Here is a 24,029-nt window from a genome sequence, read left to right as displayed (position 1 = left end):
AGTGCCGAGACCGCCTGATCCGCTGAAGACCGTCGACTGCACAGCGCACACGAGTGACCGCCGGGTTCGAGGACGCGGCGTCTGTCGAGGCGGGCGCGGACGTGGTGTCGGGCCCGGTGTGGGACTCCGACGTCGTGCTGATGATCAACGCGCCGCAGCCGGACGAGATCGGCAAGCTGCGCGGGGTCGACGCTGATCGCGATGCTGGCGCCGCGGTTCGAGAGGAGCGGGTCGCCGCGCTGGTCGAGCGCGGGGTCAAGCCATGGCGGCGGCGCAGGGCGGCGACGTCGAGGGCTCGGTGGCCGGGGACGTCGTCACGACCGACCACGGCGTGACGATCATCGGCTACACCGACCTGCCGGCCCGGCTGCCGGCGCAGGCCTCGCAGGCTCTACGGCACCAACGTGCTGAACCTGCTCAAGCTGATGGCCCCGGCAAGGACGGGCACCTTCAGCTCGACCTGAACGACATCGTGGTCCGGGGGATCACCGTGGCGCACGCGGGGGAGACGCTGTGGCCGCCGCCCCCGGTGTCGGTTTCGGCCGCGCCCGCGGCCCAGCCCGCGGCCGCACCGGTGGAGAAGGAGCCGGAGAAGGAGCGCTCGCCGCTGGCCCGGGCCGCGGTCGGGGTCGTCGGCGCGCTGGCGCTGTTCGGAGTCACGGGGTTCGCCCCTCGGCGCCGCTGATGCTGCCGGGCACTCCTCGCCGCCTTGAAGACCCCCGTCGGCTGACGGAGTCGGCCCCGTCGCGGGTCTGGTCCAGCGGGGATCGTCAACAGCGCACCGCTAGGCCATTCGGGCGAACACAGGTAATTTACACGTCCCCATCCGGCCCTCACGGATGAGATTCTTCTCAGCACGACGGGTAGTCGCTCCCCGCTGTCTCCCGTCATGATCGGCGAACCACCGTCCCCGCGGTACGTCGAACTTCACGGTCTCAATGAAGAGAGGCGAGAGGTTCATGACCACCACCATCGGCCTGTGCGCCCTGCCGCGAGCCTGTACGCGCTCGTCGCGGACTCGTCCGGGTGCTGCTGAGCCGAGCACGGCCCTGTGCGGTCGAGCTCGTCGTCGACGGCTTCGCGCCCGCGCGCGTCGGGCACCCGATGCAGGGACCGCCCGGCATCCCTAGCCGTTCGTGCTCGGTGAGGTGTCCCCTCGCGACCTCCCCGATCCCCGCCGGCGGAGTGTCGCGGTCCCGTCCACGCACCCCCGCTCGTCGGCCCGACGCAGGCTCGTCAGCCCGTCGCCGACGTCTCCCCCTGGCTCGACCATCGCTCCCCACGACTCGGTCGCCCCAGCACGGACTCCGCCGCGCGCGGAGTCCGGTGCCGTCGTTCCCCCGTTCGTGCCCGACCCGAGTTCCCGTCTCGGTCGGGACGGCGGTGGGACGCGACCGCCCACGGCGCTCGAGCTTGAACGACAGGACAGCGCTCCATGACAGTGCATCCCGCAACCGCGCCCGCGGCACCACCCCGACGCCGCCTCCCGCGCCCCGCCGGTCCGCTCCGTGGCCTGCTCGAGCAGATCGGGCACATGGGCGTGCTGCTCGGCCAGCTCGTCTCGACGGCCGTACGCAATCCCCGCGGGTACTGGGCTGACGTCCGTGACGACACCGCCTACGTCATCCGCAAGGTCTTCCTGCCCACGACGATCACGGTCCTCGGCTACGGCTTCCTGATCGTCACCTTCGCAATCTCGATCCTGCTGTTCCTCGGCGCACCGAACCGGCTCGGCGGGGTCTACCTCGGCTTCGTGATCCGCGAGACCGCGCCCTTCCTCACCGGCACCGTGATCGCGGGCGTGATCGGCACGGCCACGACCTCGGAGATCGGCGCCCGCAAGATCCGCGAGGAGTTGGACGCGCTGCGGGTGCTGGGCCAGGACCCCGTCCGGATGCTGGTGCTGCCCCGCGTCATCGCGATCACCGTCGTCACCGCCGCGATGAACATCTACGTCATCGCGTTCCAGGTGCTCGAGGGCCTGCTCGGCACGGTGATCCTCGGCGACACCTCCGCGGGGGCGTTCACCGCCAGTTTCCTGGACAACATCACCCTCGCCGACCTGCTCGCGACGGTACTCAAGATGGCCCTGATCGGGCTGCTCATCGGGGTGGTCTGCGCGAGCAAGGGGCTGACCGCGCGGGCGGGCGCCGAGGGCGTCGGCCGGGCGGTGAACCAGGCGGTCGTCATCTCGGTCCTGGCCGTCTACATCGTCTCGGTCGTCTTCAACATGATCCTTCTCGGGTCGAACCCCGACATCACCGTCTTCCGCTGACCGCTGCGTCACCGGCCCGCCCGAACGAGGACTCATCGTGACTGTCACGGACCCCGCCGCGCCGTTGCGGCGCCGCACCGCTCCCGCGAACCCGTCGAACCTGCTCGAGGAGATCGGCGACCTGCTGCGGTTCTCCGGCACGGTGCTGCGGACCCTGCCGAACGCCTTCCGCTACCCGACCGAGATCCTGCGCCAGGCCGGGATCATGATCCTCTCCAGCTCCTTGATCCTCTGGGCCTTGCTGCTGACCGGCGGGGTCCTGGTCGCCGAGGTGGGGGAGTACCTGCTGACCGCCGTCGGCGCCCAGGGATACATCGGCTTCTTCAACTCGGCGGGCATCAACAAGGTCACCTGCCCGATGTTCTTCGGGTACATCGTCGCCGCCAAGATCGGCTGCGGCATCGTGGCCGAGCTGGGCTCCATGCGGATCAACGAGGAGATCGATGCCATGGAGGTCATGGGCATCGACTCGCGCGCGTACCTGATCGGCACGCGCGTGATCGCCTGGATCCTCGCCGGCCCCTTCCTGTTCCTGATCGGGACGGGGCTGGGCTTCGTCGCCGGCTACGTCACCAGCGTCGAGATCTACGGCACTGCTTCCGCGGGCGCCTACAACGAGACCTTCTGGGCCTTCACCACCCCGGCCGACCTGCTGCTGCGCTCACTGGTCTGGGCGATGCTGCCGACGACGGTGATCATCCTGTCCTCCTGCTACTACGGATTCACCGCGAAGGGCGGCCCGGTCGGCGTCGGGGCGAACACCGCGCGCTCGATGGTCGTCAACGTGATCGTCGTCAGCATCCTGGGCGGCGCCGTGCTCTTCCAGTTCTTCTACGGGACCGGCGTGATCGTTCCCATCGCCAACTAGTCGTCGCCCCCACCGCACACGGCGCCACGCCGCTCCGCTCCCCAAGGAGAGACCATGACGGGGCCCCACCCCCCTCACCGATCTGACCACGACCTGCACACCACGCCGATAGGGATACCGGCCGCGCCGGTCGGCCTGGCCGAGTCCGAACCGCACCCGGTGGAGGTCCGCAACCTCCATCGCGCCTTCGGCTCGTTCCAGGTTCTGCGCGGGCTGGACCTCGTGTTCGCCCGCGACGCCGTCACGACCATCCTCGGCCCGTCCGGCACCGGCAAGAGCGTGCTGCTCAAGCACATCGTCGGGTTGCTCGAGCCCGACGACGGCGAGGTCCGGGTGTTCGGCCAGGACATCTGGTCGATGTCCGAGGGCCAGCGCACCGAGCTGCGCAAGCGCTTCGGCGTGCTCTTCCAGGACGGTGCGCTGTTCGGGTCGATGAACCTCTACGACAACGTCGCCTTCCCGCTCCGGAAGAACACCGACATGTCAGAGAAGGACATCAAGGAGATCGTCACCGCCCGGCTGCAGGAGGTCGGGCTCTCCGCCTCGCTGCACAAGTCGCCCGGAGAGATCTCCGGCGGGATGAAGAAGCGCGCAGGCTTCGCCCGGGCACTGGTGATGAACCCGGACATCGTGCTGTTCGACGAGCCGGACTCCGGCCTGGACCCGGTCCGCACCCGGCTGCTCTGCGAGCTCATCCGCTCGATGCACCGCGAGCACCGGGGCACCTACGTGATCGTCACGCACGACATCCGCACCGCCCGCAACGTCAGCGACTACATCGGTGTGCTGTGGCAGGGCAGGCTCGTGCACTACGGCCCGACCGAGGAGGCCTTCAACTCCCCGGACCCGTTCGTGCGCCAGTTCCTCGCGGGTGACGCCGTCGGACCGCTGGGGATGGACTGAGATGGGGCGCCGAACCCTGTTCGCCCTGGCCGCTGCGGTCGTGGTGATCGGCCTGCTCGCGGGGAGCTTGATCGTCCGCGGGAACTCGTCGACGGTGCAGCTGTCGATGCCGTCGGCCGCGCAGCTCGTCGCGGGCTCGCCCGTCTGGATCGACGGCGCGAAGGTCGGCTCCGTCGACGTGCTGGAGGCCCGGGACGGACGAGCGGTCGCGACGCTGGACCTCGACCACGGCGTCACCCTGCACGAGGGCACGACGGCCCGGGTCGAGTGGAAGTCGGTGCTCGGCGAGCGGGTCGTGGCGCTCACGCCCGGCCCGGAAACCAACGCCGAGGTCCCCGACGGCGGCCTGCTCGAGGTCCCGGCGACCCAGATCGAGGTCGACCAGGTCCTGGCCGCCCTCGACGAGCCGACGCGCGAGCAGCTCAAGGGGCTGTTCGCCCAGCTCGCGAACACCATGAAGGGCAACGAGGCCGACCTGCGCCAGACCCTGGCAACGGCGGGTCCCGCCGTCGACGCCCTCGGCCAGGTGCTGCAGGCCGTCGGCAGCGACGGGCCCGCGATCCGGGCGCTGGTGAGCCAGCTGCGGGAGCTGACCACGGCGGTCAACGAGCGCCGCGACGACCTGGCGGCGACCATCGGTGACCTCTCGACGTTCACCGGCCGGGTCGCAGAGCAGCAGGAGCAGCTACGGGCCGGGCTCGGCGAGCTGCCGAGCACGCTGGACCAGGCCACGGCCACCCTCGGGAAGGTCCCCGGTGCGGCCGAGCAGGTCGTCCCGCTGCTCGACGACCTGCGCCCGGCTACCGCCGGGCTGCCCGGCGTGGCCGCCGACCTCGGCCCGGTGCTGTCGGACCTGCGGCCGGCTGTCGCCGACCTGCGGCCCGCGCTCAGCGCGCTGGACCAGCTGCTGGACTACACCCCCGGCCTGATCGACACCGCCCACCAGGTGCTGCCGCCCGTCCGACAGGCGGTGGACACGCTGCGGCCCGCCGTGGAGTTCCTGCGGCCCTACACCCCGGAGTTCGCGGGCTGGCTCGCCAACTGGAACTCCCAGTACGCCGCCTACGACTCGCAGGGGCACGTGTGGGCGGGTCTGATCGCGCCCGGACCCGCCGGCATCAACGAGAGCCAGGTGCTGCTGCCGCCGCTGAAGAAGCCGCTGGAGCCCCCGCCGGGTGGCGCGGTGAACCAACCCTGGACCGACGCCAACGGGAGCCCGATCTCATGAGCACCGCCCGTTTCCGCCCAGCCGCCCTCCTGGTGGCCCTGGGCCTCGCGGTCACGGCGACCACCGCGGCGGCGACCGCACCGGATTCCGACGAGACCGTCACGGCCGTGTTCACCGACGCCAGCCCGTTGGTGCCGGGCAACGAGGTGCGCACGGCGGGGGTCACCGTCGGTGAGGTCGATTCCGTCGAGCTGCAGGACGGCGTCGCCCGCGTAACGATGACCCTTCGGTCGTCCGTGCTGCCCCTGCACACCGACGCCCACGCCACCATCACCGACAAGGACCTGCTCGGCGAGCGGTACGTCAAGCTCGAGCGCGGGACCCCGTCCGCGCCGACGATGGACGACCCGGTCGTCATCCCGAAGGAGCAGACCGGCCGGGTCGTGGACCTCCAGGAGGTCCTCAACGCCGCCGACGACCCCACGGCCACTGCACTGGCTGCCCTGGTCACCACCTTCGGGGAGGGCGTGGAGGGTCAGGGTGTCGCCACCGCGGACGTGATCAGCGCGCTTGCGCCCGCCATGCGCCAGACCGACGAGCTCGGCAGCCTGTTGTCGGACCAGAACGAGCTGCTGAGCAGGCTGGTCGGCAACGTACAGCCGGTGGCAGGCGCGCTCGCCGCCGACCGCGGCGGCAAGCTCGACAGGCTGGTCGGCTCGGCGGAGAGCTCGCTGAGCGCCGTCGCGGCGGACCGGCAGGCCGTCGAGGATTCGCTGCGGAGGCTCCCCGGCACGCTGGCCGACGCCCGCCGGACCCTGTCCCAGGTCGCCGGCGTGTCCGACGCCACGACCCCCACGCTGGCGGGGATCCGGCCGACCACCGACGACCTGCAGACGATCTCCACCGAGATCACCGCGTTCGCCGACGCGGCCGACCCCGCGCTGGCCTCTCTGCCGCCGGTGCTGGACCGGGCGAAGGCGATGCTCGACGAGGCGCGGCCGTTCGTCGACGACCTCGCGCCCTCCGGCCCGGACCTCGAGTCGATCACCCGCGGATACCGGCCGCTGTCCGACGAGGCGCTGACCGGCCCGCACCTGACCGACCTGATGGAGTTCCTCAAGGGCTGGGCGCTGTCGACCACCGGGTACGACGCCATCGGCCACTACTTCCGGGCCTCGGTCCCGGCCACGCCGAAGGCGCTCGGGCAGATCGCGGGCGGCGCCGTCCCCGGCGCCCCGGTCGCGCCGGTGCCCGACCTGCCGCTCCCGCAGCCGGACAACCTGCCGCTGCCCGGGCACGGCCCGATCCCGCCCGAGGGCCCCACCAGCCCGAACGACAACCACGCCGCGCCCCCCGCCGACGGCACAGACAGCGCCACCGGGCTCACCGGTCGACAGGAGACGGACATGCTGGGCCAACTGCTTGGAGGGCGGTGACCATGGCACGGATCGAGATGCGCCGCGCGCACACCGCACGCGTCGTCGGCCTCGTCATGCTGGGTGCGGTCGCCGTGGTCCTCTACCTCGCCACGACCGTCCACGAAGGACTACCGGGGGCGACCGTGACTGCGGTCAAGGTCGCCTTCACCGACATCGACTCGCTCGAGGTCGGGGACCAGGTACGCGAGAACAGCGTGCGCGTCGGGCGGGTGAGCGACATCGAGCTGGTCGGTGACCAGGCCGTCGCCACCCTGGAGCTCGAGGGCGAGCGGGACGTCTACCGGGACGCGCGCGCCGCAGTGTGGGACCTCTCCTCGCTCGGCACCAAGTTCGTCGAGCTGTACCCGGGTAGCGCGCCTTCCGGCGCGCTGGGGGAGGACGTGCTGCCCGCGGGGCAGAACGTCGACTCCGCCGACCTCTACAAGGTCCTCGACGTGCTCGACCCGCCGACCCGCGAGGCCACCACCAGCGCAATCCGCGAGCTCGGCGGCGGCGTCGCCGGTCACAGCCAGGACCTGCACGACCTGTTGGCCTCCGGCGCGGACCTGCTGACCGACACCGGGACCATCGCCGGAACGCTGTCCGACCCGCAGGCGGGCCTCGTGGACACCCTGCGGGCCACCGACCGGCTCGCGGCCCGGTTCGCGGGCCGGGACCAGCAGATCGCCGACCTGGTCGGGCAGACGGCGGACACCTTCGACGCCATCGCGGTCGACGGGTCGAAGCCGCTGCACGACACACTGGAGACCCTGCCCGGCACACTGGACCAGGCCCGCGCGGCCTTCGCAGCGCTCGACGCCCCGCTGGCCGACACCCAGTCGGCCATGACGGTCGTCCGGCCCGGAGCCGAGGCGCTCGGAACCGCGACGCCGGACCTGCGCGGGGTGCTCACCGAGGGCCCGCGGCCGCTGGACAAGGTGCCCGGCGTGGCCGAGGCGGCGGAACCCGCCGTCGAGGACCTCACCGCCACCTTCGCCGACGCGCGCCCGCTGGCTCCGAAGCTCACCGAGGCGATCCGGGACGTCCGATCGCTGGTCGGGGACCTCTCGCCCTACGCGGTGGAGACCGGCCAGTTCTTCGCCCGCGGCCACAACTTCGTCGGTGACGAAGTGGCCCCCGGCATCCACTACGCGCGCCTCGGCGTCGCCCCGGGAGCGGGCTCCGCGCTCGGTGCCGTGACCGAGGGCGACATCACGGGCCGCAACCTCTACCCCGCACCGTTCGAGGCCCAGAACGACCGCTACGCGGGCCCCTTGGGAGGTGGCCGGTGACCACGCAGACCGTCCAGGACCGGCCCGCTCCGGCAGGCAGGCCGCGCCGACCACGGCGCAGGCTGTCCCTGGGGGCCCTCGGCCTCGTCCTCGTGCTGCTGACCGTCGCCGCGGTGGTCGCGGTGTACAACAAGGAGCGGATCGGCACGGTGCTCGCCGGCGGCGAGACCGTGCACGCCGAGTTCGCTCGCGAGTACAAGCTCACCACGTACCGCACGGACGTGAAGATGAGCGGCGTCGTGATCGGCACTGTCACCGGTGTCGAGCAGACCGAGCACGGCACGTCGGACGTCACGATGCAGATCCAGGACTCCGCGGTCGAGCTGCTCGGCGACCAGCCGACCGCGCATATCCGGCCGACGCTGGTACTCGGCGGCGCCTACTACGTCGACCTCGTGCCGGGTGGCCGGGGGACCTTCGAAGGCACCATTCCGGTCGAGCGCACGGCACTGCCGGTCGAGCTGGACAAGGTGCTCGGCGCCTTCACCCCGGACGCCCGCACAGGCATGCAGGCGGCCATCGGCCAGACCGAGGCCACCCTGCGTGAGGGCGGCGCCGAGGCGACCAACGACCTGCTCGCGCAGGCGCCGGGCACACTCGGCCCGGCGGGCGAGGTGCTGCAGGGCGTGCTCGGCACCCAGCCCGAGCGCGACCTGCGCGACGTGGTCCGCGGGTTCGAGCACACCGCGGACGTGCTGACCCGCAACGACGGCCAGGTGCAGGACATCCTTGCTTCGCTGCACGGCACGACCGCGGCGCTCGCGGCCGCGTCCGCGCCCGTCGCCGACTCGGTCGCCACCCTGCCGGAGACCCTGCGGGTCACCCGGAGTGGACTGGCCGACCTGGACGGCACGCTGGACCGGCTGACCACGACCGCGGAGTCCTTCCGGCCGTCGGCCCGCGAGCTGGAGCCGCTGGTCTCCCAGCTCGGGCCGGTCCTGCGGGACACCCGTCCGCTGCTCGCCGACCTGCGGCCCACGCTGCAGGAAGCCCGCCCGCTCGTCGAGCGGCTCGTGCCGACCGCCCAGGACACCACCGCGGTCCTCGAGGACCTGCGCGGCCCGGTGCTCGACCGTCTCAACGGTCCCATCACCGAGACGGTGATGTCGCCCTGGAAGGGCGAGGGCCCCTACGCGGGTGGCGGCAACAGCGGTCACACCTTCTACGAGGAGACGGCCTACCTGGTAGCCAGGGCCTCCTACATCTACCGCTTCCGCGACCTCAACGGCGGCATCGCGCGGTTGACCCCAGGAACCGGCCTCAACGCCGTGGGCGGCTCCGCAGTGCCGATGAGCCTCGAGCAGTACCTCGAGACGCTCGGGTTCACGCCGCCCGGTCCGGAGATCGACGCGGGGCGCGGCGTCGCCGTGCCGAACCCGCTCGCCGAGCAGCCGGGAGGCACCCGATGAAGGCGCCCACGTTCTCCCCGGGCCGGGCCTGGGAGCGGCTCCGGTCGGTGCCCGGCCTCGGCCGGGACGTCATCGCCATCGCCGCGTTGATCGTGGTCGCGGTCGTCGCGACCGGGGTGATGCTGTCCCGCACGCAGTTCGTGCCGCCCTGGGCGGAGCGGACGCTGATCTGGGCGGAGTTCCAGGAGGCGCCTGCCGTCAACCCGGAGAGCACGCACAAGGTCACGATGGCGGGCGTGGAGGTCGGCAAGATCGTCGACTGGCGCCCGACCGACCACGGCACGGCGGAGCTGCAGCTGCGCATCGAGCCGGGGCACCAGGTCTACGACAACGCCCACGCGGTGCTCCGCTCGGTCAACCCGCTCAACGAGATGTACGTCGAGATCAACCCCGGCGGGCCCCCCGGCTCGCCGCTGCCCGAGGACGGGGTCATCCCTGTGGGGCAGACCGAGCGGCCGGTGCAGCCGGACGAGGTGCTCGCGCACCTCGACGACCGCACCCAGATCGCGCTGACCAGCCTGCTCACCGAGTCGGACGCCGCGCTGGCCCGGGCGCCGCAGGAGCTGCCGGAGGGCCTGCGGGCCACGTCCGACACCCTCGGCGGCGTCCGGCCGGTCGTCGAGGCCCTGCAGCAGCGGCGCCAGCAGCTCGCCGAGCTGACGACGGCGCTCGGGCAGATCTCGAACGCCGTGGGGGGCAACGACGAGCGGCTCGCCCGCCTCGCCGACGCCACCCAGCAGACGCTGGCCACCCTGGCCGGCAACGACGGTGACCTGCGGGCGAGCCTGGAGCAGCTGCCCGGGCTCAACGACGAGCTGCGCCACGCGCTCAGCAGCACCCAGCAGCTCACCGACCAGCTCGACCCGACGCTGGACAACCTGCACCGCGCCGCTGACGACCTGCCGGAGGCGCTCGACCGGCTCACCGGCACCGTCGGGGAGTTCGGGTTCACGGTCAAGGCAGCCCGCCCGGTGGTGGAGCAGGCGCGCCCGTTCGTGGCGGACCTGCGGCCCTTCGTGGAGCAGGTGGACCGCGCGCTCGACGACGCCCTGCCGGTCACCGACAGGCTCGACGGCGACACCGCGATCGTGACCTCGTACCTCAGCGACGTGTCGGCGTTCGTCTACAACACCTCGTCGGTGTTCAGCCTGCAGGACGAGCAGGGCGGATTCATCCGCGGCCACGTCATTGTCGTGCTCCCGGACGGCAACGCGTTGCCCGGCGGCGGGGGCGGCTACCCGCTCGACGAGACCACCGGCGGCTCGCCGGACGACCCGGGCCCGCTCGGCGGCATGCTGCCCGGCACCGAGGAGGGTGGACGATGAGACGACTCGACCGGAAGGCGGGAACGGCCCTGGGCATCACCGGGGTGTTCCTGGCCGGGGCCGTTGCGATCTTCGGCTACCTGCTGACGGGCACCGGTATCCGGATCCCGCTGCTGCAGGCGGAGCCCTACACCGCATCGGTCGACGTCGCGGACGTCGACAACCTGGTGACCGTCGGCAAGGTGCGGATCGCCGGGGTGCAGGTCGGCGAGGTGGAGGAGGTCACGCCGCTCGACGGGAGCCGGGCACGCGTCGTCTTCTCCGTCGACCCCGCGGCGGCCCCGCTGCACGAGGGCGCGGGCGTCCGGATCGGCGAGCGGTCGCTCGTCGGTGAGACCGCGCTGGAGATCACTGACGGCAGCGGGCCGCAGCTGGCGAGCGGGTCGCAGCTGCCCGACGAGGCGGTGCAGGCCAGCACCCAGCTGCGGGACCTGCTGGCCAGCGTCGACGAGCCGACCCGCGCGTCGATGTCAACCGCGCTGGACTCGCTCGGCGCGGGCACCCAGGGCGCGCACGGCGACGTCAGCGCGGTGCTGGCGGGCCTGGGCAAGCTCGGCCGGGAGGGCCACACGGCCACGGACGCGATCGCCGCGCAGTCCGAGGACCTCAAGGCGCTGGTCGCCGAGACCGGCACGTTGATGCAGACCCTCGACGCCCAGGAGGGGCAGATCGCCTCCATGGTGTCCGACGCCGACCGGCTCACCAAGGCCACGGCGGACCAGCGGCAGAGCATTGAGGACACGATGCGCCGGCTGCCGGGCGTGCTGACCACGGCGGGGTCGGCCACCGCTGCGTTGACGGATGTGGCGCACTCGCTGGCCCCCGTGGCGGCGGACCTGAACGCCGCGGCTCCGGGCCTGGACGAGGCACTCCGCCAGCTTCCCGACACCACGCGCGACGTGCGAGGGCTGCTGCCGGCACTCGACGGGGCGCTCGACGCGGCTCCGCCGACGCTGGACCGGGTGCCCACGCTCGGTGAGGACGTCCGGTCGTTGTCCCCGGTGGCGGTGGACATGCTCCGTGAGGTGAACCCGATGCTGAACTACCTCGCCCCCTACGGGCGGGACTTCGCGGCGTTCATCGCGAACTTCAACAGCGTGATCGGCCACACCGACGAGGCAGGTTTCCACTACCTGCGCCTGCAGCCGAGGATCAACGAGCGCTCGATCCAGTCGCCCGTGAACTTCGGGATCAACACCTACGAGAACCCGTACCCGGCACCCGGGGCGGGCCTGGACGTGGGGCCCTTCGAGGGCGAGTACCCGCGCGTGGAGCGTGCACCCCGGTGAGGCTCACGCTGCGGGGTACTCCGCGTGCCCTCGGGCGCCGGGTCCGGCGGCTTCGGCCGCCGGACCTCCGGCGCACGGTGCCCGGGCGGCGGTCGCTGGTCGCCGCGCTGGTGCTCACCCTCGTGGCGGGCACGGTCGTGGCCGGTCTGCTGCGGCTGCGCGCCGACACGGGTCCGGACTCGTTCCTGCCCGCGGGCGACCCGGCGCTCGAGGCGCTCACCGAGACGGCCCGCTCCTTCGGGGGCGACCCGCTCGTGGTGCTCGCGGAGTCCGCGCAGCCGCGGCGGCTGCTCGATGCCGAGCAGCTGCCGAACCTGGTCAAGCTCGAGGGCGAACTGGCGGCCCTGCCCGACGTCGCCGTCGTCTACGGGCCGGGGACGGTCCTCAACCAGCTGGCGGGGGCCGGTCGCAACTTGATCGCGACCCTCGCAGGTCGCCGTGACGCCGTCGTCGCGGAGGCACGGGCCCGGGCCGAGGCCGACGGCGAGGGGCCCGAGGCGGTCCAGGCCGCGGGCGAGGGGGCCGCGGGCGAGTTCGACCGGCGCTACGTCGGGCTGCTCGTCCGCGGTCTCCCCGCCGGGCTGCCGACGCTGCGCAACGGCAACTTCGTCTCGGCGGTGGCGTTCGAGGCCGGCGGGGCCCCGCGCCCGCAGTGGCGGTTCGTCATTCCGAGCCCCGAGGCCGTCGCGATCCTCGTCCGGCCTCGAGAGGGACTGGACCAGGCGGGCACCGAACGGCTGTCGGCCGCCGTCTCCGATGCGGTCGCCGCCGCGGGCCTCGACACCGTCCGCACCACGGTGACGGGCACCCCGGCGCTGGCCGCCGCGCTCGGCGAGCAGGTCCGCCAGGAGATCCCGCTGCTCGGCGGGATCGCCGTCGGGCTCATCGCCGCCTGCTACCTGCTCGTGCCGTGGCTGCCGGGGGCGCGCCGAAGCCGGCTGCTCCCGCTGGCCGCCACCCTCGGGGCCACTGCGGTCGTCCTGGCCGCCTTCGGCTGGCTCGGCCGCCCGCTCACCCTCGGTGTGGTGGCCTTCCTGCCGATCCTGGTCGGCGTCGGCAGCGACTTCCCGGCGTACCTGACCCGGGGTGCCTCGGCACGCCGGGTGCTGGTCACCGCCCTGGCCGCGGCCGCGGGATTCGCCTCGTTGGCGATCTCGTCGGTCCCGTCGATCCGCGAGCTGGGCCTCGCCCTGGCCGCGGGGGTGCTGGTCGCGGTCGGCATCGCCGTCGTGCTGCAGCGGCTGCGCCGTACCGAGGTGGTGGAGGCCGAGAACGGCGAGTCTCCCGTCCCGCCCCGCTGGGCCGCCCGCCCGACCTGGCGGCGGATGGTGCTGCTCGGTGTCGTCGGCGCGGTCGCCGCGTCCGGCTGGGCGCTGCTGCCGCGGCTCGACGTCGAGGCGCGGCCCGACCAGCTCGCGGCGGGCCTGCCCGCGGTCGACGACGCCGAGCACGCCGAGCAGATGCTGGGCTCGGCAGGCGAGGTCCGGGTGGTGCTGCACGGCCCGGACGTCTACACGCCCGAGGCGCTGGACTGGATGAACCGCGCCCAGCAGCGGATCGTGGTCGGGCACGGCGACGAGATGCGTCCCATCGTCGGGCTGCCGGGGCTGTTCGCCTTCCTCGGCGACAGCCCGACCGCGCCGCAGATCGCCGCCGCGCGGGCTCTGATGCCCGACTACCTGACCGCCGCGGTCGCCCGCCTCGACGGCACCGAGGCGGCCATGAGCTTCGGGGTCGGGCTCGGGGACCTGGCGAGCCAGGACGACCTGTTCAACCAGGTCCGGGCCGAGCTCCCGGAGCCTCCGGACGGGTACGAGGCCGAGGTCGTCGGGCTGCCCGTCGCGGTGGCCGAGGGCTATCGGATCGTCTTTGACGACCGCCACCTGGGGAACCTGGTGGGCATCGCAGCGGCCGCCGTGGTGCTGCTGATCGGCCTGCGCCGGCGCTTCGACGCCGTGCGGGCCGTGCTCGCGGCGCTGCTGGCGACCGGGTTCAGCCTGGCGGTGAGCTGGGTGTTGGGCATCCCGCTGACCCCGTTGACCGCGGCGCTGGGCTCGCTCACGGTGGCCACCGCGTGCGAGTTCACCGTCGTGCTGGCCTCGGTCCGGGGCCGGGTCCTCGCTCGGACCGTCGCCGCGGCCGCCGCCGCGGCCGCGCTCGGCTACGCCGCGCTCGCCATGTCCGGCCTCGCCGTGCTGCGGCAGTTCGGCCTGCTGCTCGCGGCCACCGTGGTCCTCTCCCTGGTCGCGGCGAAGCTCGTGGTGACCCTGCTCCCCGACGCGTCCGACCCCCCGGCCGCCCTCGCACCCCGCACCGAACCTGCCCCCGAAGAGGTGACCGTATGAAGATCCCGAGCGTGAGGTCCGTCCGCCTGCCCCAGGGGCGCGTCGGCCGCATCGGCCTGGCCGCCGGTGCGGTCGTGGTGGTGGCCGCGCTGGTGGTGGGCGGCATCCGCTGGTTCACCGCGCTGCCCGCCGACGCCGCCTTCCGGTCCGTGGGGACCACAGTCACCGAGGCGCAGCTCGCCCAGCGTCTCGAGGCCCTGGAGGCCCTCTACGGCATTCGCGCCCCGTCCGACCCGGACGGGGCGGACCGGTTCCGGCGCGAGTCGGCCAAGGCGGTGGCTGTGGACATGGCCGTGCAGCAGGCGGCCGCGGAGCGCGGCATCGTCACCGCCGAGCTGCAGGCGCGCGGCGAGCTCGACAAGATCATTGCCGACAAGGGCCCTGACGGCAGGAAGCAGTTCGTTGCGCTGCTAGGTCAAGTCGGGGCGTCCGAGCAGGACGTCGTGGATGAGCTGGTGCGCCAGGACACCACCCGGCGGCTCTACGACGACGTGACCAAGGGTCTGCCCGAGGTGACCGAGGACGACCTGCACAAGGCGTTCGACGAGCGCCGCGACCTGATGGCGGTCCCCGAACAGCGTCACGTGCGCAACCTCGTGGTGCGGACGAAGGAGGACGCGGACGCGGCGCTCAAGCGGGCCGTCGGCGGCGAGGACTTCGGCGCCGTCGCCCGCCAGGTCACACTCGACGGCAGCACCCGCGACTCCGGGGGCGACCTCGGTCTGGTCGCCGCCGACCAACTCGAGAACGGTTTCGCCGCGGCTGCGTTCGGGGCGGCGCCGCAGGCCTTCTTCGGGCCGGTGCAGACCCGCTTCGGCTGGAACGTCGGGCAGGTCACCGAGATCGTCCCGGCGAAGCCTCTGAGCTTCGAGCAGGTGCACGAGGACCTGCGCACCACCCTCGCATCGGAGCGGGCGCTGTCGACCTGGCAGCAGTTCCTCACCGACCGGATCGCCGACGCGGACATCGAGTACGCCGACGCCTACCGGCCCGCGGATCCGGACAGCCCACCGGTCGCATCGGGCGCCTCCGCCGGCCCCGCACCGCGCTGACGACGCGGATCCCACCCGGCCGGGCCGCCCCGCGTGCCCGGCCGGGTGGCGTCACCCCTGCGAGGAGGAGACCGAGGACGACGCCGAGGGCACCCGCAGCCGGATCCCGCGGTAGCCGTCGGCGGCGACCCGCTCGCAGATCCGCCGGTAGCCGCGCACCCCGCCGACGAAGGGGGTGAACACCCGCGGCTTCCCCGGGACCTCGTCGCCCATGTAGTACGACTTCGCCCGCGGGTAGAGGGTGGCCTCGGCCCGGGTGTTGACCTCGCGCACCCAGTCCCGCTGGGCCTGCTCCTCGGCCTCGATCTCGTCCGCGCCGATCTCGCGAGCGTGGGCCAGCAGGTCAGCCAGCCAATCCACGTGCTGCTCGATCGACAACAGCACGTTGCTCAGCAGCGAGGGGCTACCGGGGCCCGCGATGATGAACATGTTCGGGAAGTCGTGGACCGTGAGACCGAGGTAGGTCTGTGGGCCCGCCGCCCAGGCCTCGCGCAGCGTACGCCCGCCGCGGCCGGTGATCCGCGGCGCGAGCAGGGCACCGGTCATCGCGTCGAACCCGGTCGCGAACACGACCACGTCCAGGTCGTGGGCGAAGTGCTCGGTGGCAAGACCGGTGGGAGTGAACCCGGTGATCGGGTCCGACTTGATGTCCACCAGCGTGACGTTGGGGCGGTTGAAGGTCTCGAAGTAGCCGGAGTCGACGGGAGGCCGTTTGGCGCCGAAGGGGTAGCCGACCGGTGTGAGCAGTCGGGCCATCTCGGGTGACTCGACCTTGTCGGCGATCTTGCGACGGATGAAGTCCGCCGCGGTGTCGTTGGCCTTCTCGTCGAGGATCAGGTCCGGGTACGCCAGCAGGAAGCCGAAGCCCGCGGTCTTCCACTGCTCCTCGTAGTGGGCGTCCCGCTCGGCGGGGTCGACATCCAGGGCCGAGATCTTGGTCGGGACGAAGCCGAGCCCGCTGGGGGAGTTGCGCGCCTGCTCGCGTCGGGCGGCGTACGCCGCTTTGACCCGGGCGTCCTCCTCGTCGCTGATCGGCGCGTTGTTCGCCGGGATCGAGAAGTTCGGCGTGCGCTGGAAGATCGTGACATGGGCGGCTTCGCGCGCGATGATCGGGATCGACTGGGTGCCGGACGATCCGGTGCCGATCACTCCCACCCGCTTGCCGCTCAGGTCGACGCCCTCCCGGGGCCAGCGGGCGGTGTGCAGGACGGTGCCCCCGTAAGCGTCCTGACCGGGCAGCTCCGGGTCCTTCGGCACCGACAGCTGGCCGGTGGCCATGATCAGGTACTGCGCGTCCCAGGTGTCCCCGGTGTCCGTCGCGACCGACCAGCGGTGCGTGTCCTCGTCGTAGGCGGCGTCCGTCATCCGGGTGTGGAAGCGGATGTCCCGCAGCAGGTCGAACCGCTCGACGACGTGGTCGACGTATCGAAGGATCTCCGGCTGGGTGGCGTAGCGCTCGCTCCAGCGCCACTCCTGCTCGAGCTCGGGGGAGAACGAGTACGAGTAGTCGTAGCTCTCGACGTCGCACCGGGCGCCCGGATAGCGGTTCCAGAACCACACCCCGCCCGCTCCGGCACCCGCCTCGAGCACCACCACCTCGAGCCCCTGCTCACGCAGGGTGTGCAGGGCGCGGAGGCCGGCGAACCCTGCCCCGACCACCACCACGTCGATCCGTCGCTGCGTCATGACGACCTTTCCTGCGCCCGCCGACTCGCGTCGGCGCCAGTTCGTTCCCATCGCCAGTCTGAACGTTCGACCCGAGATAGTCAACAGTTGTGTTGATGCCGGTCAGGCGTGGCACGAGAGGGGACGTCCGCCGTTGAACTCCACCATCTCGCGCACCGCGCCCGGGACGTCGATCGGCGCTCCCGGCGCCGCGCCGCGGAGTTCGGCGTAGGCCCGGTGCAGATTGCCGACCAGTCGCTCGCGGTCCAGCCACTCGGCGTACGGACCGAGGTCGGTCCGGCGGGCGAGCTCCAGCGGGCTCAGTCCGGCCCGCTCGCCCTCGCGTGCGATCCGTTCGACGAAACGCAGGTAACCGAGCACGTCGTCGATCAGCTCGGGTCCCGCGACCTCGCCGTGCCCGGGGATGATCGTGGTGGCGCCCAGCGGCCGCAGAACCTCCTCGCACACCCGGATCGCGCCGGTCACCGAGCCCATCACCAGGAACGGCGTGCCGCCGTGGAACAGCAGGTCCCCCGCGAACAGCACGCGCTGCTCGGGCAGCCAGACGATCGAGTCGTTCGTGGTGTGTGCAGCCACACCCACGTGCCGGACCTCACACCGCAGATCGTCCACCCACAGGTCGACGCCCTCGGTGTAGGTGAGGAACGGGGGAGCCAGGACGATCTCGCCCCACTCCACCGGCTCCCAGATCCCCGGCCAGTTCGGGTGCCCCGCCGCGAGCACCTCGCGCCGGGTGCCCTCGTGGCCGACGATCGTGGCGCCCGGGAACAGCCAGTTCCCGTGCGTGTGGTCGCCGTGATGATGGGTGTTGACCAGGGTGCGCACCGGCGCGTCCGTCACGCTCGCGATAGCCTCGAGGTAGGCCCGGGTGCGCCGCTCGGTGGAACACGAGTCCACGCTGACGGCGCCGTGCCTGCCCACCAGCAGTCCGGTGTTGTTGATCCACCAGGAACCATCCGGCTGGACGTAGGCGTGGACCCCGTCCGCCACCTCCACGAGCCGTCCCGGGGCGGTGGCGACGTCGTCGTGCGTGCTCGAGCTCATCGATCCTCCTTCGGTCAACCGCGGCGTTGACAACGGGGTCATCGTCGCACGGCCCTACCAGCCGACGGCACCGCCGTCGACCAGCAGGTTCGCCCCGGTGCAGTAGGACGCGGCGTCGCTGAGCAGGAAGACCGTCGGCCCCACCATCTCCTCGGGTTCGGCCATGCGGTTCATCGGGATGTCCGGGATGTACTGCTTGACGTGCTCCCAGACCTCGGAGGACTTCGCCATCGGCGTGGCCGTGTAGCCGGGGCTCACGGCGTTGACCCGGATGCCCCGCTGCGCCCACTCCAGCGCAAGGGACGTGGTCAGCTGCAGCACGCCCGCCTTCGCCGCGTTGTAGTGCACCTGGGTGAGACCGCGGTTGGCGATCACGGCGGAGATCGAGCCGATGTTGACGATGCTGCCGCCGCCATGGGCGAGCATCGCGCGCCCCTCGGCCCGGCAGGACAAGAACACCCCGGTCAGGTTGATGTCGACGAGCCTGCGGAACTGCTCGACGGACATCGACTCGGCCGGGGCGCCGTCGTTGATCCCGGCGCAGTTCACGGCGTAACGCAGGGGGCCGAGCTCGCGCTCGACACGCGCCACGGTCTCGTCCACCGCCGCGTCGTCGGTGACGTCCACGGGGCAGGCCAGCGCCCGTCGCCCGGCGCCCTCGACGGCGGCGACGGCCCGGTCGAGGCCCTCGCCCGCGCGGTCGGCACAGGCGACGTCCGCTCCCGACGCGGCGAGACCGACCGCCACGGCGGCGCCGATGCCCCCCGCCGCGCCGGTCACGAACGCGACGCCGGTGAGCCCGAAGTCCGGAGCGCTCACAGCAGCTCGAGAATGGTGGCGTTCGCCTGGCCGCCGCCCTCGCACATCGTCTGCAGGCCGTAACGGATCCCGTTGTCCCGCATGCGGTGCAGCATCGTCGTCATGATCCGGGCGCCGCTGCCACCGAGCGGGTGGCCCAGCGCGATGGCGCCGCCGTCCGGGTTCACCAGGGTCGGGTCCGCCCCGATCTCGGTGAGCCAGGCCAGCGGGACCGGCGCGAACGCCTCGTTCACCTCGAAGGTGCCGATGTCCGACAGTGCCAGGCCGGACTTCTCCAGCGCCTTGCGGGTGGCGGGGATCGGCGCGGTCAGCATGAGCACCGGGTCGTCCGCAGCCAGCACCGCGGTGTGGACCCGGGCGAGGGGGCGCAGGCCCAACTCGGCGGCCTTCTCGCTGGTGGTGATGAGCAGCGCGGCGGACCCGTCGGAGATCTGCGACGAGTTGCCCGCGGTGATCACGCCGCCCTGGTCCTGCTCCTTGAAAACGGTCTTGAGCTGGCCGAGGCCCTCCAGGGTGCCGCCGCGGCGGATGCCCTCGTCCTTGGCCACGACGGTGCCGTCCTCGGTGGTGACGGGAGCGATCTGTGCGTCGAACCGGCCCCCGTCCTGCGCCGCCGCGGCCCGCTCGTGGCTCTGCAGCGCGAGCTCGTCGCACTGGCTGCGGCTGAAGCCCCACTTCTCGGCGATCAGCTCGGCCCCGACGCCCTGGTTCGGGGCCACGCCGTAGCGTGCCGCGAAGCGAGGGCCCAACGGGTCCTGGTCGATCAGCGACGAGAACATCGGCACCCGCGTCATCGACTCGACGCCGCCCGCGACCACGACGTCGTAGTGACCGCTGATCACTCCGGACGCGGCGAAGTGCACCGCCTGTTGCGAGGAACCGCACTGGCGGTCGACGGTGGTGCCGGGCACGGACTCCGGCCAGCCTGCCGCGAGCACGGCGGTGCGGGCGATGTCGAGCGTCTGCTCGCCGACCTGCATCACACAGCCCCACACCACGTCGTCCACCGCGGCCGGGTCCACGCCGCTGCGCGCGGCCAGCGACTCGAGCACGTGGGCGGACAGGTCGGTCGGGTGGACTCCCGCCAGCCCGCCCTTCCGCTTGCCGACCGGCGTCCGGACGGCCTCGACGATGACGGCATCACGCACGGTGGTTCCCCTCTGGTAGAGCGACTCGGGAGGGGTCGTTACCCATCCCGTCCTTGTGTAACAGCACGGCCGAACGGAGTCAACATTACTGTTGAATACGCGGCGTCCGCGCGCTCAGCAGCCGACGCAGAGGCCAGGCCGAGGTCGCCCACGGTCAACCGGAATGACGGCGCCCCGCGGCCGCCGTTCGACGGCCACGGCCCTGGTCGGATCAGCATGGCTACCCCGCCCTTCGTGGCCACGTACGGCGCCAGGTTCGGTGCGGCGAAGTGCCCATCGCCGACGCGACGTTCACGATCGCGCCCGGCAGCCCGGCAGCCCGGCAGCCCGGCAGCCCGGCCGCCCGGCCTTGCGCAGGTCTGCCCCGAACAGCCGCGACATCTGCACGGTCCCGGCCGGGGTTCGTGTCCAGCACCTGCCGCCGGTCCTCGTCGGCCAGGTCCTCGAACGCGGCGCGGCGCCTGATCCCGGCGCTGTTGACCAGTCCGGAGGCTACCTCGCCCCGCTCGGCGAGGTCGGCGAACACCGCCGCGCCGTCCTCGTCGAGATCGAGGACGAGCACGGGCTCCCGCGCTCGGCGAGCAGCCGGGCCACCGCTTCGCCGCTGCCGGAGGCTCCGCCCGTCACCAGGACCGGGCCGGTCGTGTCCGTCATCATCGTCTGCCTCCTGCTCGGTCGGGGCTCAGCGCAGCCCGCGGAAGAAGTCCCGCAGGTCGGTGATCAGCGTCTCGGGCTGTTCGAGCCCGGAGAAATGGCCGCCCACGGAGTGTTCGCGCCACTGCCGGATGTCGGTCAGCTTGGGCTCCGCGTCCGCACGGGGCACCCGGACGTGCTCCTTCGGGAAGATGGAGCAGGCGGACGGCACGTTGACCGTGTCGTCCGGCATGCCCTGGAAACTCTCCCAGTAGATCCGCGCCGACGACGCGCCCGCGTCGGGCAGCCAGTAGAGCATCACGTTGTCCAGCAGGGCGTCCCGCGGCACCGCCTTGGCGGGATCGCCCTGGCAGTCGGTCCAGGCGTAGAACTTCTCGGCGATCCACGCGAGCTGGGCGACGGGGGAGTCGGCCAGTCCGTAACCGAGGGTCTGGGGGCGGGTGGCCTGCTGGGTCAGGTAGCCCATGCCGTTCGCGGCGAAGTCCGCCGCGCGCTCGGCTCCCGCCTGCTCGAAGGCACTCAGCCCGCGGTCCGGGTCGGGCTGGGCGGCGAGATCGACCAGCGGGATCGTCATGTGCACGCCGAGCACGTGGTCGGCGTCGACCGCGCCGAGCCGGGCGGTGATGACCGCACCCCAGTCGCTGCCGTGCGCCCCGTAGCGAGGGTAGCCGAGCCGGTCCATCAGCACTGCCCACGCGTCCGCGATCCGCTGGACGTTCCAGCCGCCGTCGGCGGGCTGGGGGCTGAACCCGAACCCAGGCAGGGAGGGGATGACCACGTCGAACGCGTCCGCGGGGTCCGCCGGGTCGGTCAGCTGCTCCACCAGGTCGACGTACTCGCGAATCGACCCGGGCCAGCCGTGGGTCAGCAGCAGCGGCACCGCCCCCGGGTGCGGGGAGCGGGCGTGCAGGAAGTGGATGCGGGCACCGTCGATCTCGGTGGTGAACTGCCCGATGCCGTTGAGCCGCGCCTCGAACGCGCGCCAGTCGTACCCCGAGGCCCAGTACCCCGCCAGCTCCTGGACGTAGTGCAGCGGAGCGCCCTGGGACCAGTCGGCCACGGTCTCCGCCCGGGGCCAGCGGACCCGGCCGAGCCGCGCCCGCAGGTCGTCGAGGTCCGCGTCGGGGACGGCGAGGGTGAACGGTTCGACGGTGGTCATGCCGTCTCCTTCTCCTTCTGGTGTGTCAACTCAATCGTTGACACACTGGGGTCATGCTGGATCCGCGAGCGGTGGGAACGAGTACGTCCGAGGTCCGGGTGGCCTGGACGGCCGACGCGTGCATGCTCTACGCGCTGGGGGTGGGCGCCGGGGTGGACGACCTGGCCTTCACCACCGAGAACACCGAGGGCCGCCCGCTGCGGGTGCTGCCCACCATGCCCGCGCTGTACGGTGCGGGCACCGAGCACTTCGCCCTCGTCGGCGAGTTCGACTGGGCCCGGGTCGTGCACGCGCGCCAGCGGCTGAGCCTGCACGCCCCGCTGCGACCGGGCGGCGAGGCGGACGTCACCACCACGATCACCGGCATGCTGGACAAGGGGTCCGCGGCGATCCTGCAGACGACCACCGCCGGCGTCGACCCGGCCACGAGGCGCCCGGTGTTCACCGGTGAGTCCGAGGTCTTCCTCGGTGGCGCGGGCGGCTTCGGCGGGGAGCGGGCACAGCGGGTGCGGCTTTCCGACCCGGACCGGGCCCCCGACCACACCGTGACCTACCGGACCGCCCCTGAGCAGGCGCTGTGGTACCGGCTGTCCGGGGATCGGCACCGGCTGCACTCCGATCCCGCCTTCGCGGCTGCCGCCGGATTCCGCATCCCGATCCTGCACGGTCTGTGCTCCTTCGGTTTCGCCGGCCGGGCCCTGCTCGCCGCGGTGGCGGGCGGCGACCCGGACCGGCTGCGGATGGTGGAGGCGCGGTTCGCCGCCCCGGCCGAGCCGGGGGACGAGCTGGTGGTGGAGGTCTGGGAGGGCCCGGAGGCGGCCTTCCGGGTCCGCACCGGCGCCGGGACCGTCGTGCTGGCGGACGGCCGGTACCGCTGCGTCCCCGAGGATCAGGCCGGTGTGTACTCCACCCACAGCGACTCGGGTGCCCGGGTGTAGAGGCCCACGTCGCGCGGAGTGAACCCCGACGCGAACCGCATCTCCGGCATGAGGTCGAGCAGCAGGGACACACCGGTCTCGACTTCTGCCTTGGCCAGCATCGACCCCACGCAGAAGTGCCGGCCGTGGCCGAACGCCAGGTGTCTGCTGGACCCGCCGAAGGCCCGGCCGACGTCGAGGTCCTCCCGGAAGATGTCGAAGCGGTCCGGATCGGCGAAGCGCCGCTCGTCCCGGTTCGCCGCGCCGATCACGCAGGCGACCGTGCTGTTCGCCGGGATCGTCCCGCCGTCCGGGATCTCGACCTCCTCCTCGGCCGTTCGCAGCACGATGTTCACCGGTGGGGCAAAGCGCAGCGTCTCCGCGAGTGCGTTCGTGATCAACGAGCGGTCGGCGCGGACGGCGGCCAACTGCACGGGGTTCTCGAGCAGGTTCTTGAAGATGCTGGCGATGACCTTGTCGGTCGTCTCGCCGCCCGCGATGAGCAGCAGGGCGACGAATGACCGGATCTGGTCGTCGGTCATCCGCTCGCCGTCGATCTCGGCGGTGCACAGCCGGGAGAGCAGGTCCTCGCCGGGGTCTGTGCGGCGCTCGGCGATGATGGGGAGGATGTACTCGGGGAACTCCCGCTTGGTCCGCTCGCCCCAGGCGATCACCTCGGGGTCCTGCGTGATGTTCGACAGGAACGCCATGAACGACGAGTACCAGTCGTGGAACCGGCGGTGGTCGCCCTTCGGCAGCCCCAGCATCGACGCGATGACGTTGATGGGGAACCAGCGGGTGAACGAGTCGACGAGGTCGACCCGACCGCCCTCGGGGAAGGCGCCGATCAGGTCCCGCGCCGTCTGCTCGATGACCGGCAGGAACCGGGTTCCGAGCTCCTTGCCGCGGAAGGCCGGGGCGACCAGCGCGCGTTGCGTGGCGTGCTCGCGCCCGGTCATCGCGCCGAGCGAACGGCCGATCACCGGCTCCATCTGCCACTCCTGGTGGCGGGTGGAGAATGCGGCGCCGCCGAGCGCCTCGGAGACGTCGGCGTGGCGGCTGAGGAACCAGAAACCGCTGGCCTCGTGGTGGATCAGCGGGAACTCGTCCCGCATCCGGCGGAAGAAACCGGGCGGGTCCGCCTCGTAGGCGGGGGAGAGGATGTCGGGTGGGCTGGCCGAGACGGGTGTGCTCACGGGACCTCGATGTCCGTCAGTGGGGCTCGCGTTCGGTCCGGGGGACGGCGGCGGCCCGGGGA

Annotated in this window: 21 protein-coding genes; 14 read left to right on the top strand and 7 right to left on the bottom strand. The window is 72.4% G+C overall.

The genetic code is table 11. The features are described from left to right. The first annotated feature begins 53 nt into the window (after nucleotides 1-53). The 13 genes from ACL02T_RS22705 to ACL02T_RS22645 all read left to right on the top strand — a co-directional run bounded on the left by ACL02T_RS22705 (nucleotide 54) and on the right by ACL02T_RS22645 (nucleotide 15,344). Nucleotides 54-335, top strand: a complete 282-nt coding sequence (locus ACL02T_RS22705; protein ID WP_412832760.1) for a hypothetical protein — start codon at nucleotides 54-56, stop codon at nucleotides 333-335. Beyond that, complete coding sequence (locus ACL02T_RS22700; RefSeq protein WP_412832759.1) at nucleotides 263-685, top strand: hypothetical protein; 423 nt, start codon at nucleotides 263-265, stop codon at nucleotides 683-685. The genes ACL02T_RS22705 and ACL02T_RS22700 overlap by 73 nt, the downstream gene beginning before the upstream one ends. Before the next feature lie 750 nt (nucleotides 686-1,435). Next, the gene (locus ACL02T_RS22695) at nucleotides 1,436-2,275 is read left to right on the top strand and encodes an MlaE family ABC transporter permease (RefSeq protein WP_412832758.1); all 840 of its coding nucleotides are present in this window, start codon (nucleotides 1,436-1,438) and stop codon (nucleotides 2,273-2,275) included. A gap of 37 nt (nucleotides 2,276-2,312) precedes the next feature. Beyond that, entirely contained in the window at nucleotides 2,313-3,143 is an 831-nt protein-coding gene (locus tag ACL02T_RS22690; protein WP_412832757.1) for an MlaE family ABC transporter permease, read from the top strand. A gap of 54 nt (nucleotides 3,144-3,197) precedes the next feature. Beyond that, nucleotides 3,198-4,046: an ABC transporter ATP-binding protein gene (locus ACL02T_RS22685; RefSeq protein WP_412832756.1), complete on the top strand. Its 849-nt coding sequence runs from the start codon at nucleotides 3,198-3,200 to the stop codon at nucleotides 4,044-4,046. Nucleotide 4,047: 1 nt separating this feature from the next. Continuing rightward, nucleotides 4,048-5,274: an MlaD family protein gene (locus tag ACL02T_RS22680; protein ID WP_412832755.1), complete on the top strand. Its 1,227-nt coding sequence runs from the start codon at nucleotides 4,048-4,050 to the stop codon at nucleotides 5,272-5,274. Then, entirely contained in the window at nucleotides 5,271-6,650 is a 1,380-nt protein-coding gene (locus ACL02T_RS22675) for an MlaD family protein (RefSeq protein ID WP_412832754.1), read from the top strand. Before ACL02T_RS22680 ends, ACL02T_RS22675 begins: the two co-directional genes overlap by 4 nt. A 2-nt stretch (nucleotides 6,651-6,652) precedes the next feature. After that, nucleotides 6,653-7,924 carry an MlaD family protein gene (locus ACL02T_RS22670; protein ID WP_412832753.1) on the top strand — a complete coding sequence of 424 codons (1,272 nt, stop codon included), beginning with the start codon at nucleotides 6,653-6,655 and terminating at the stop codon, nucleotides 7,922-7,924. Beyond that, on the top strand, nucleotides 7,921-9,333 hold the full coding sequence (locus ACL02T_RS22665) for an MlaD family protein (RefSeq protein ID WP_412832752.1): 1,413 nt from the start codon (nucleotides 7,921-7,923) through the stop codon (nucleotides 9,331-9,333). Before ACL02T_RS22670 ends, ACL02T_RS22665 begins: the two co-directional genes overlap by 4 nt. Further along, a complete protein-coding gene (locus ACL02T_RS22660; RefSeq protein ID WP_412832751.1) occupies nucleotides 9,330-10,658 on the top strand; it encodes an MlaD family protein in 1,329 nt (442 codons plus the stop codon). The genes ACL02T_RS22665 and ACL02T_RS22660 overlap by 4 nt, the downstream gene beginning before the upstream one ends. Beyond that, nucleotides 10,655-11,947: an MlaD family protein gene (locus ACL02T_RS22655; RefSeq protein ID WP_412832750.1), complete on the top strand. Its 1,293-nt coding sequence runs from the start codon at nucleotides 10,655-10,657 to the stop codon at nucleotides 11,945-11,947. Before ACL02T_RS22660 ends, ACL02T_RS22655 begins: the two co-directional genes overlap by 4 nt. Then, nucleotides 11,944-14,292, top strand: coding sequence for an RND transporter family protein (locus tag ACL02T_RS22650; RefSeq protein ID WP_412832749.1), 2,349 nt, complete (start codon nucleotides 11,944-11,946; stop codon nucleotides 14,290-14,292). The genes ACL02T_RS22655 and ACL02T_RS22650 overlap by 4 nt, the downstream gene beginning before the upstream one ends. Beyond that, entirely contained in the window at nucleotides 14,289-15,344 is a 1,056-nt protein-coding gene (locus ACL02T_RS22645; RefSeq protein WP_412832748.1) for a peptidyl-prolyl cis-trans isomerase, read from the top strand. The genes ACL02T_RS22650 and ACL02T_RS22645 overlap by 4 nt, the downstream gene beginning before the upstream one ends. Before the next feature lie 51 nt (nucleotides 15,345-15,395). On the opposite strand, the gene ACL02T_RS22640 is transcribed toward ACL02T_RS22645, so the two are convergent. The 6 genes from ACL02T_RS22640 to ACL02T_RS22615 form a co-directional block, all read right to left on the bottom strand. Next, nucleotides 15,396-17,030: a flavin-containing monooxygenase gene (locus ACL02T_RS22640; RefSeq protein ID WP_412832747.1), complete on the bottom strand. Its 1,635-nt coding sequence runs from the start codon at nucleotides 17,028-17,030 to the stop codon at nucleotides 15,396-15,398. A gap of 102 nt (nucleotides 17,031-17,132) precedes the next feature. Beyond that, the gene (locus tag ACL02T_RS22635) at nucleotides 17,133-18,074 is read right to left on the bottom strand and encodes an MBL fold metallo-hydrolase (protein WP_412832746.1); all 942 of its coding nucleotides are present in this window, start codon (nucleotides 18,072-18,074) and stop codon (nucleotides 17,133-17,135) included. Between the two features lie 54 nt (nucleotides 18,075-18,128). Beyond that, nucleotides 18,129-18,893 carry an SDR family oxidoreductase gene (locus tag ACL02T_RS22630; RefSeq protein ID WP_412832745.1) on the bottom strand — a complete coding sequence of 255 codons (765 nt, stop codon included), beginning with the start codon at nucleotides 18,891-18,893 and terminating at the stop codon, nucleotides 18,129-18,131. After that, entirely contained in the window at nucleotides 18,890-20,041 is a 1,152-nt protein-coding gene (locus tag ACL02T_RS22625) for a thiolase family protein (protein WP_412832744.1), read from the bottom strand. Before ACL02T_RS22625 ends, ACL02T_RS22630 begins: the two co-directional genes overlap by 4 nt. A gap of 220 nt (nucleotides 20,042-20,261) precedes the next feature. Further along, nucleotides 20,262-20,603 (bottom strand): SDR family oxidoreductase, encoded by a 342-nt coding sequence (locus ACL02T_RS22620; protein ID WP_412832743.1) that lies wholly within the window; start codon nucleotides 20,601-20,603, stop codon nucleotides 20,262-20,264. 120 nt (nucleotides 20,604-20,723) lie between these two features. Next, nucleotides 20,724-21,854: an epoxide hydrolase family protein gene (locus tag ACL02T_RS22615; RefSeq protein ID WP_412832742.1), complete on the bottom strand. Its 1,131-nt coding sequence runs from the start codon at nucleotides 21,852-21,854 to the stop codon at nucleotides 20,724-20,726. Nucleotides 21,855-21,907: 53 nt separating this feature from the next. Here ACL02T_RS22615 and ACL02T_RS22610 point away from each other — a divergent pair, with 53 nt between their 5' ends. Continuing rightward, nucleotides 21,908-22,792, top strand: coding sequence for a MaoC family dehydratase (locus ACL02T_RS22610; protein WP_412832741.1), 885 nt, complete (start codon nucleotides 21,908-21,910; stop codon nucleotides 22,790-22,792). Here the strand turns inward: ACL02T_RS22610 and ACL02T_RS22605 are convergent. Further along, nucleotides 22,744-23,967: a cytochrome P450 gene (locus ACL02T_RS22605; RefSeq protein WP_412832740.1), complete on the bottom strand. Its 1,224-nt coding sequence runs from the start codon at nucleotides 23,965-23,967 to the stop codon at nucleotides 22,744-22,746. The genes ACL02T_RS22610 and ACL02T_RS22605 overlap by 49 nt on opposite strands. Nucleotides 23,968-24,029 lie beyond the last annotated feature (62 nt).

The organism is Pseudonocardia oceanicola, assembly GCF_047200735.1.
In the GTDB taxonomy this organism is placed as follows: Bacteria; Actinomycetota; Actinomycetes; order Mycobacteriales; family Pseudonocardiaceae; genus Pseudonocardia.
This window is presented reverse-complemented; position numbering and strand designations above follow the sequence as displayed.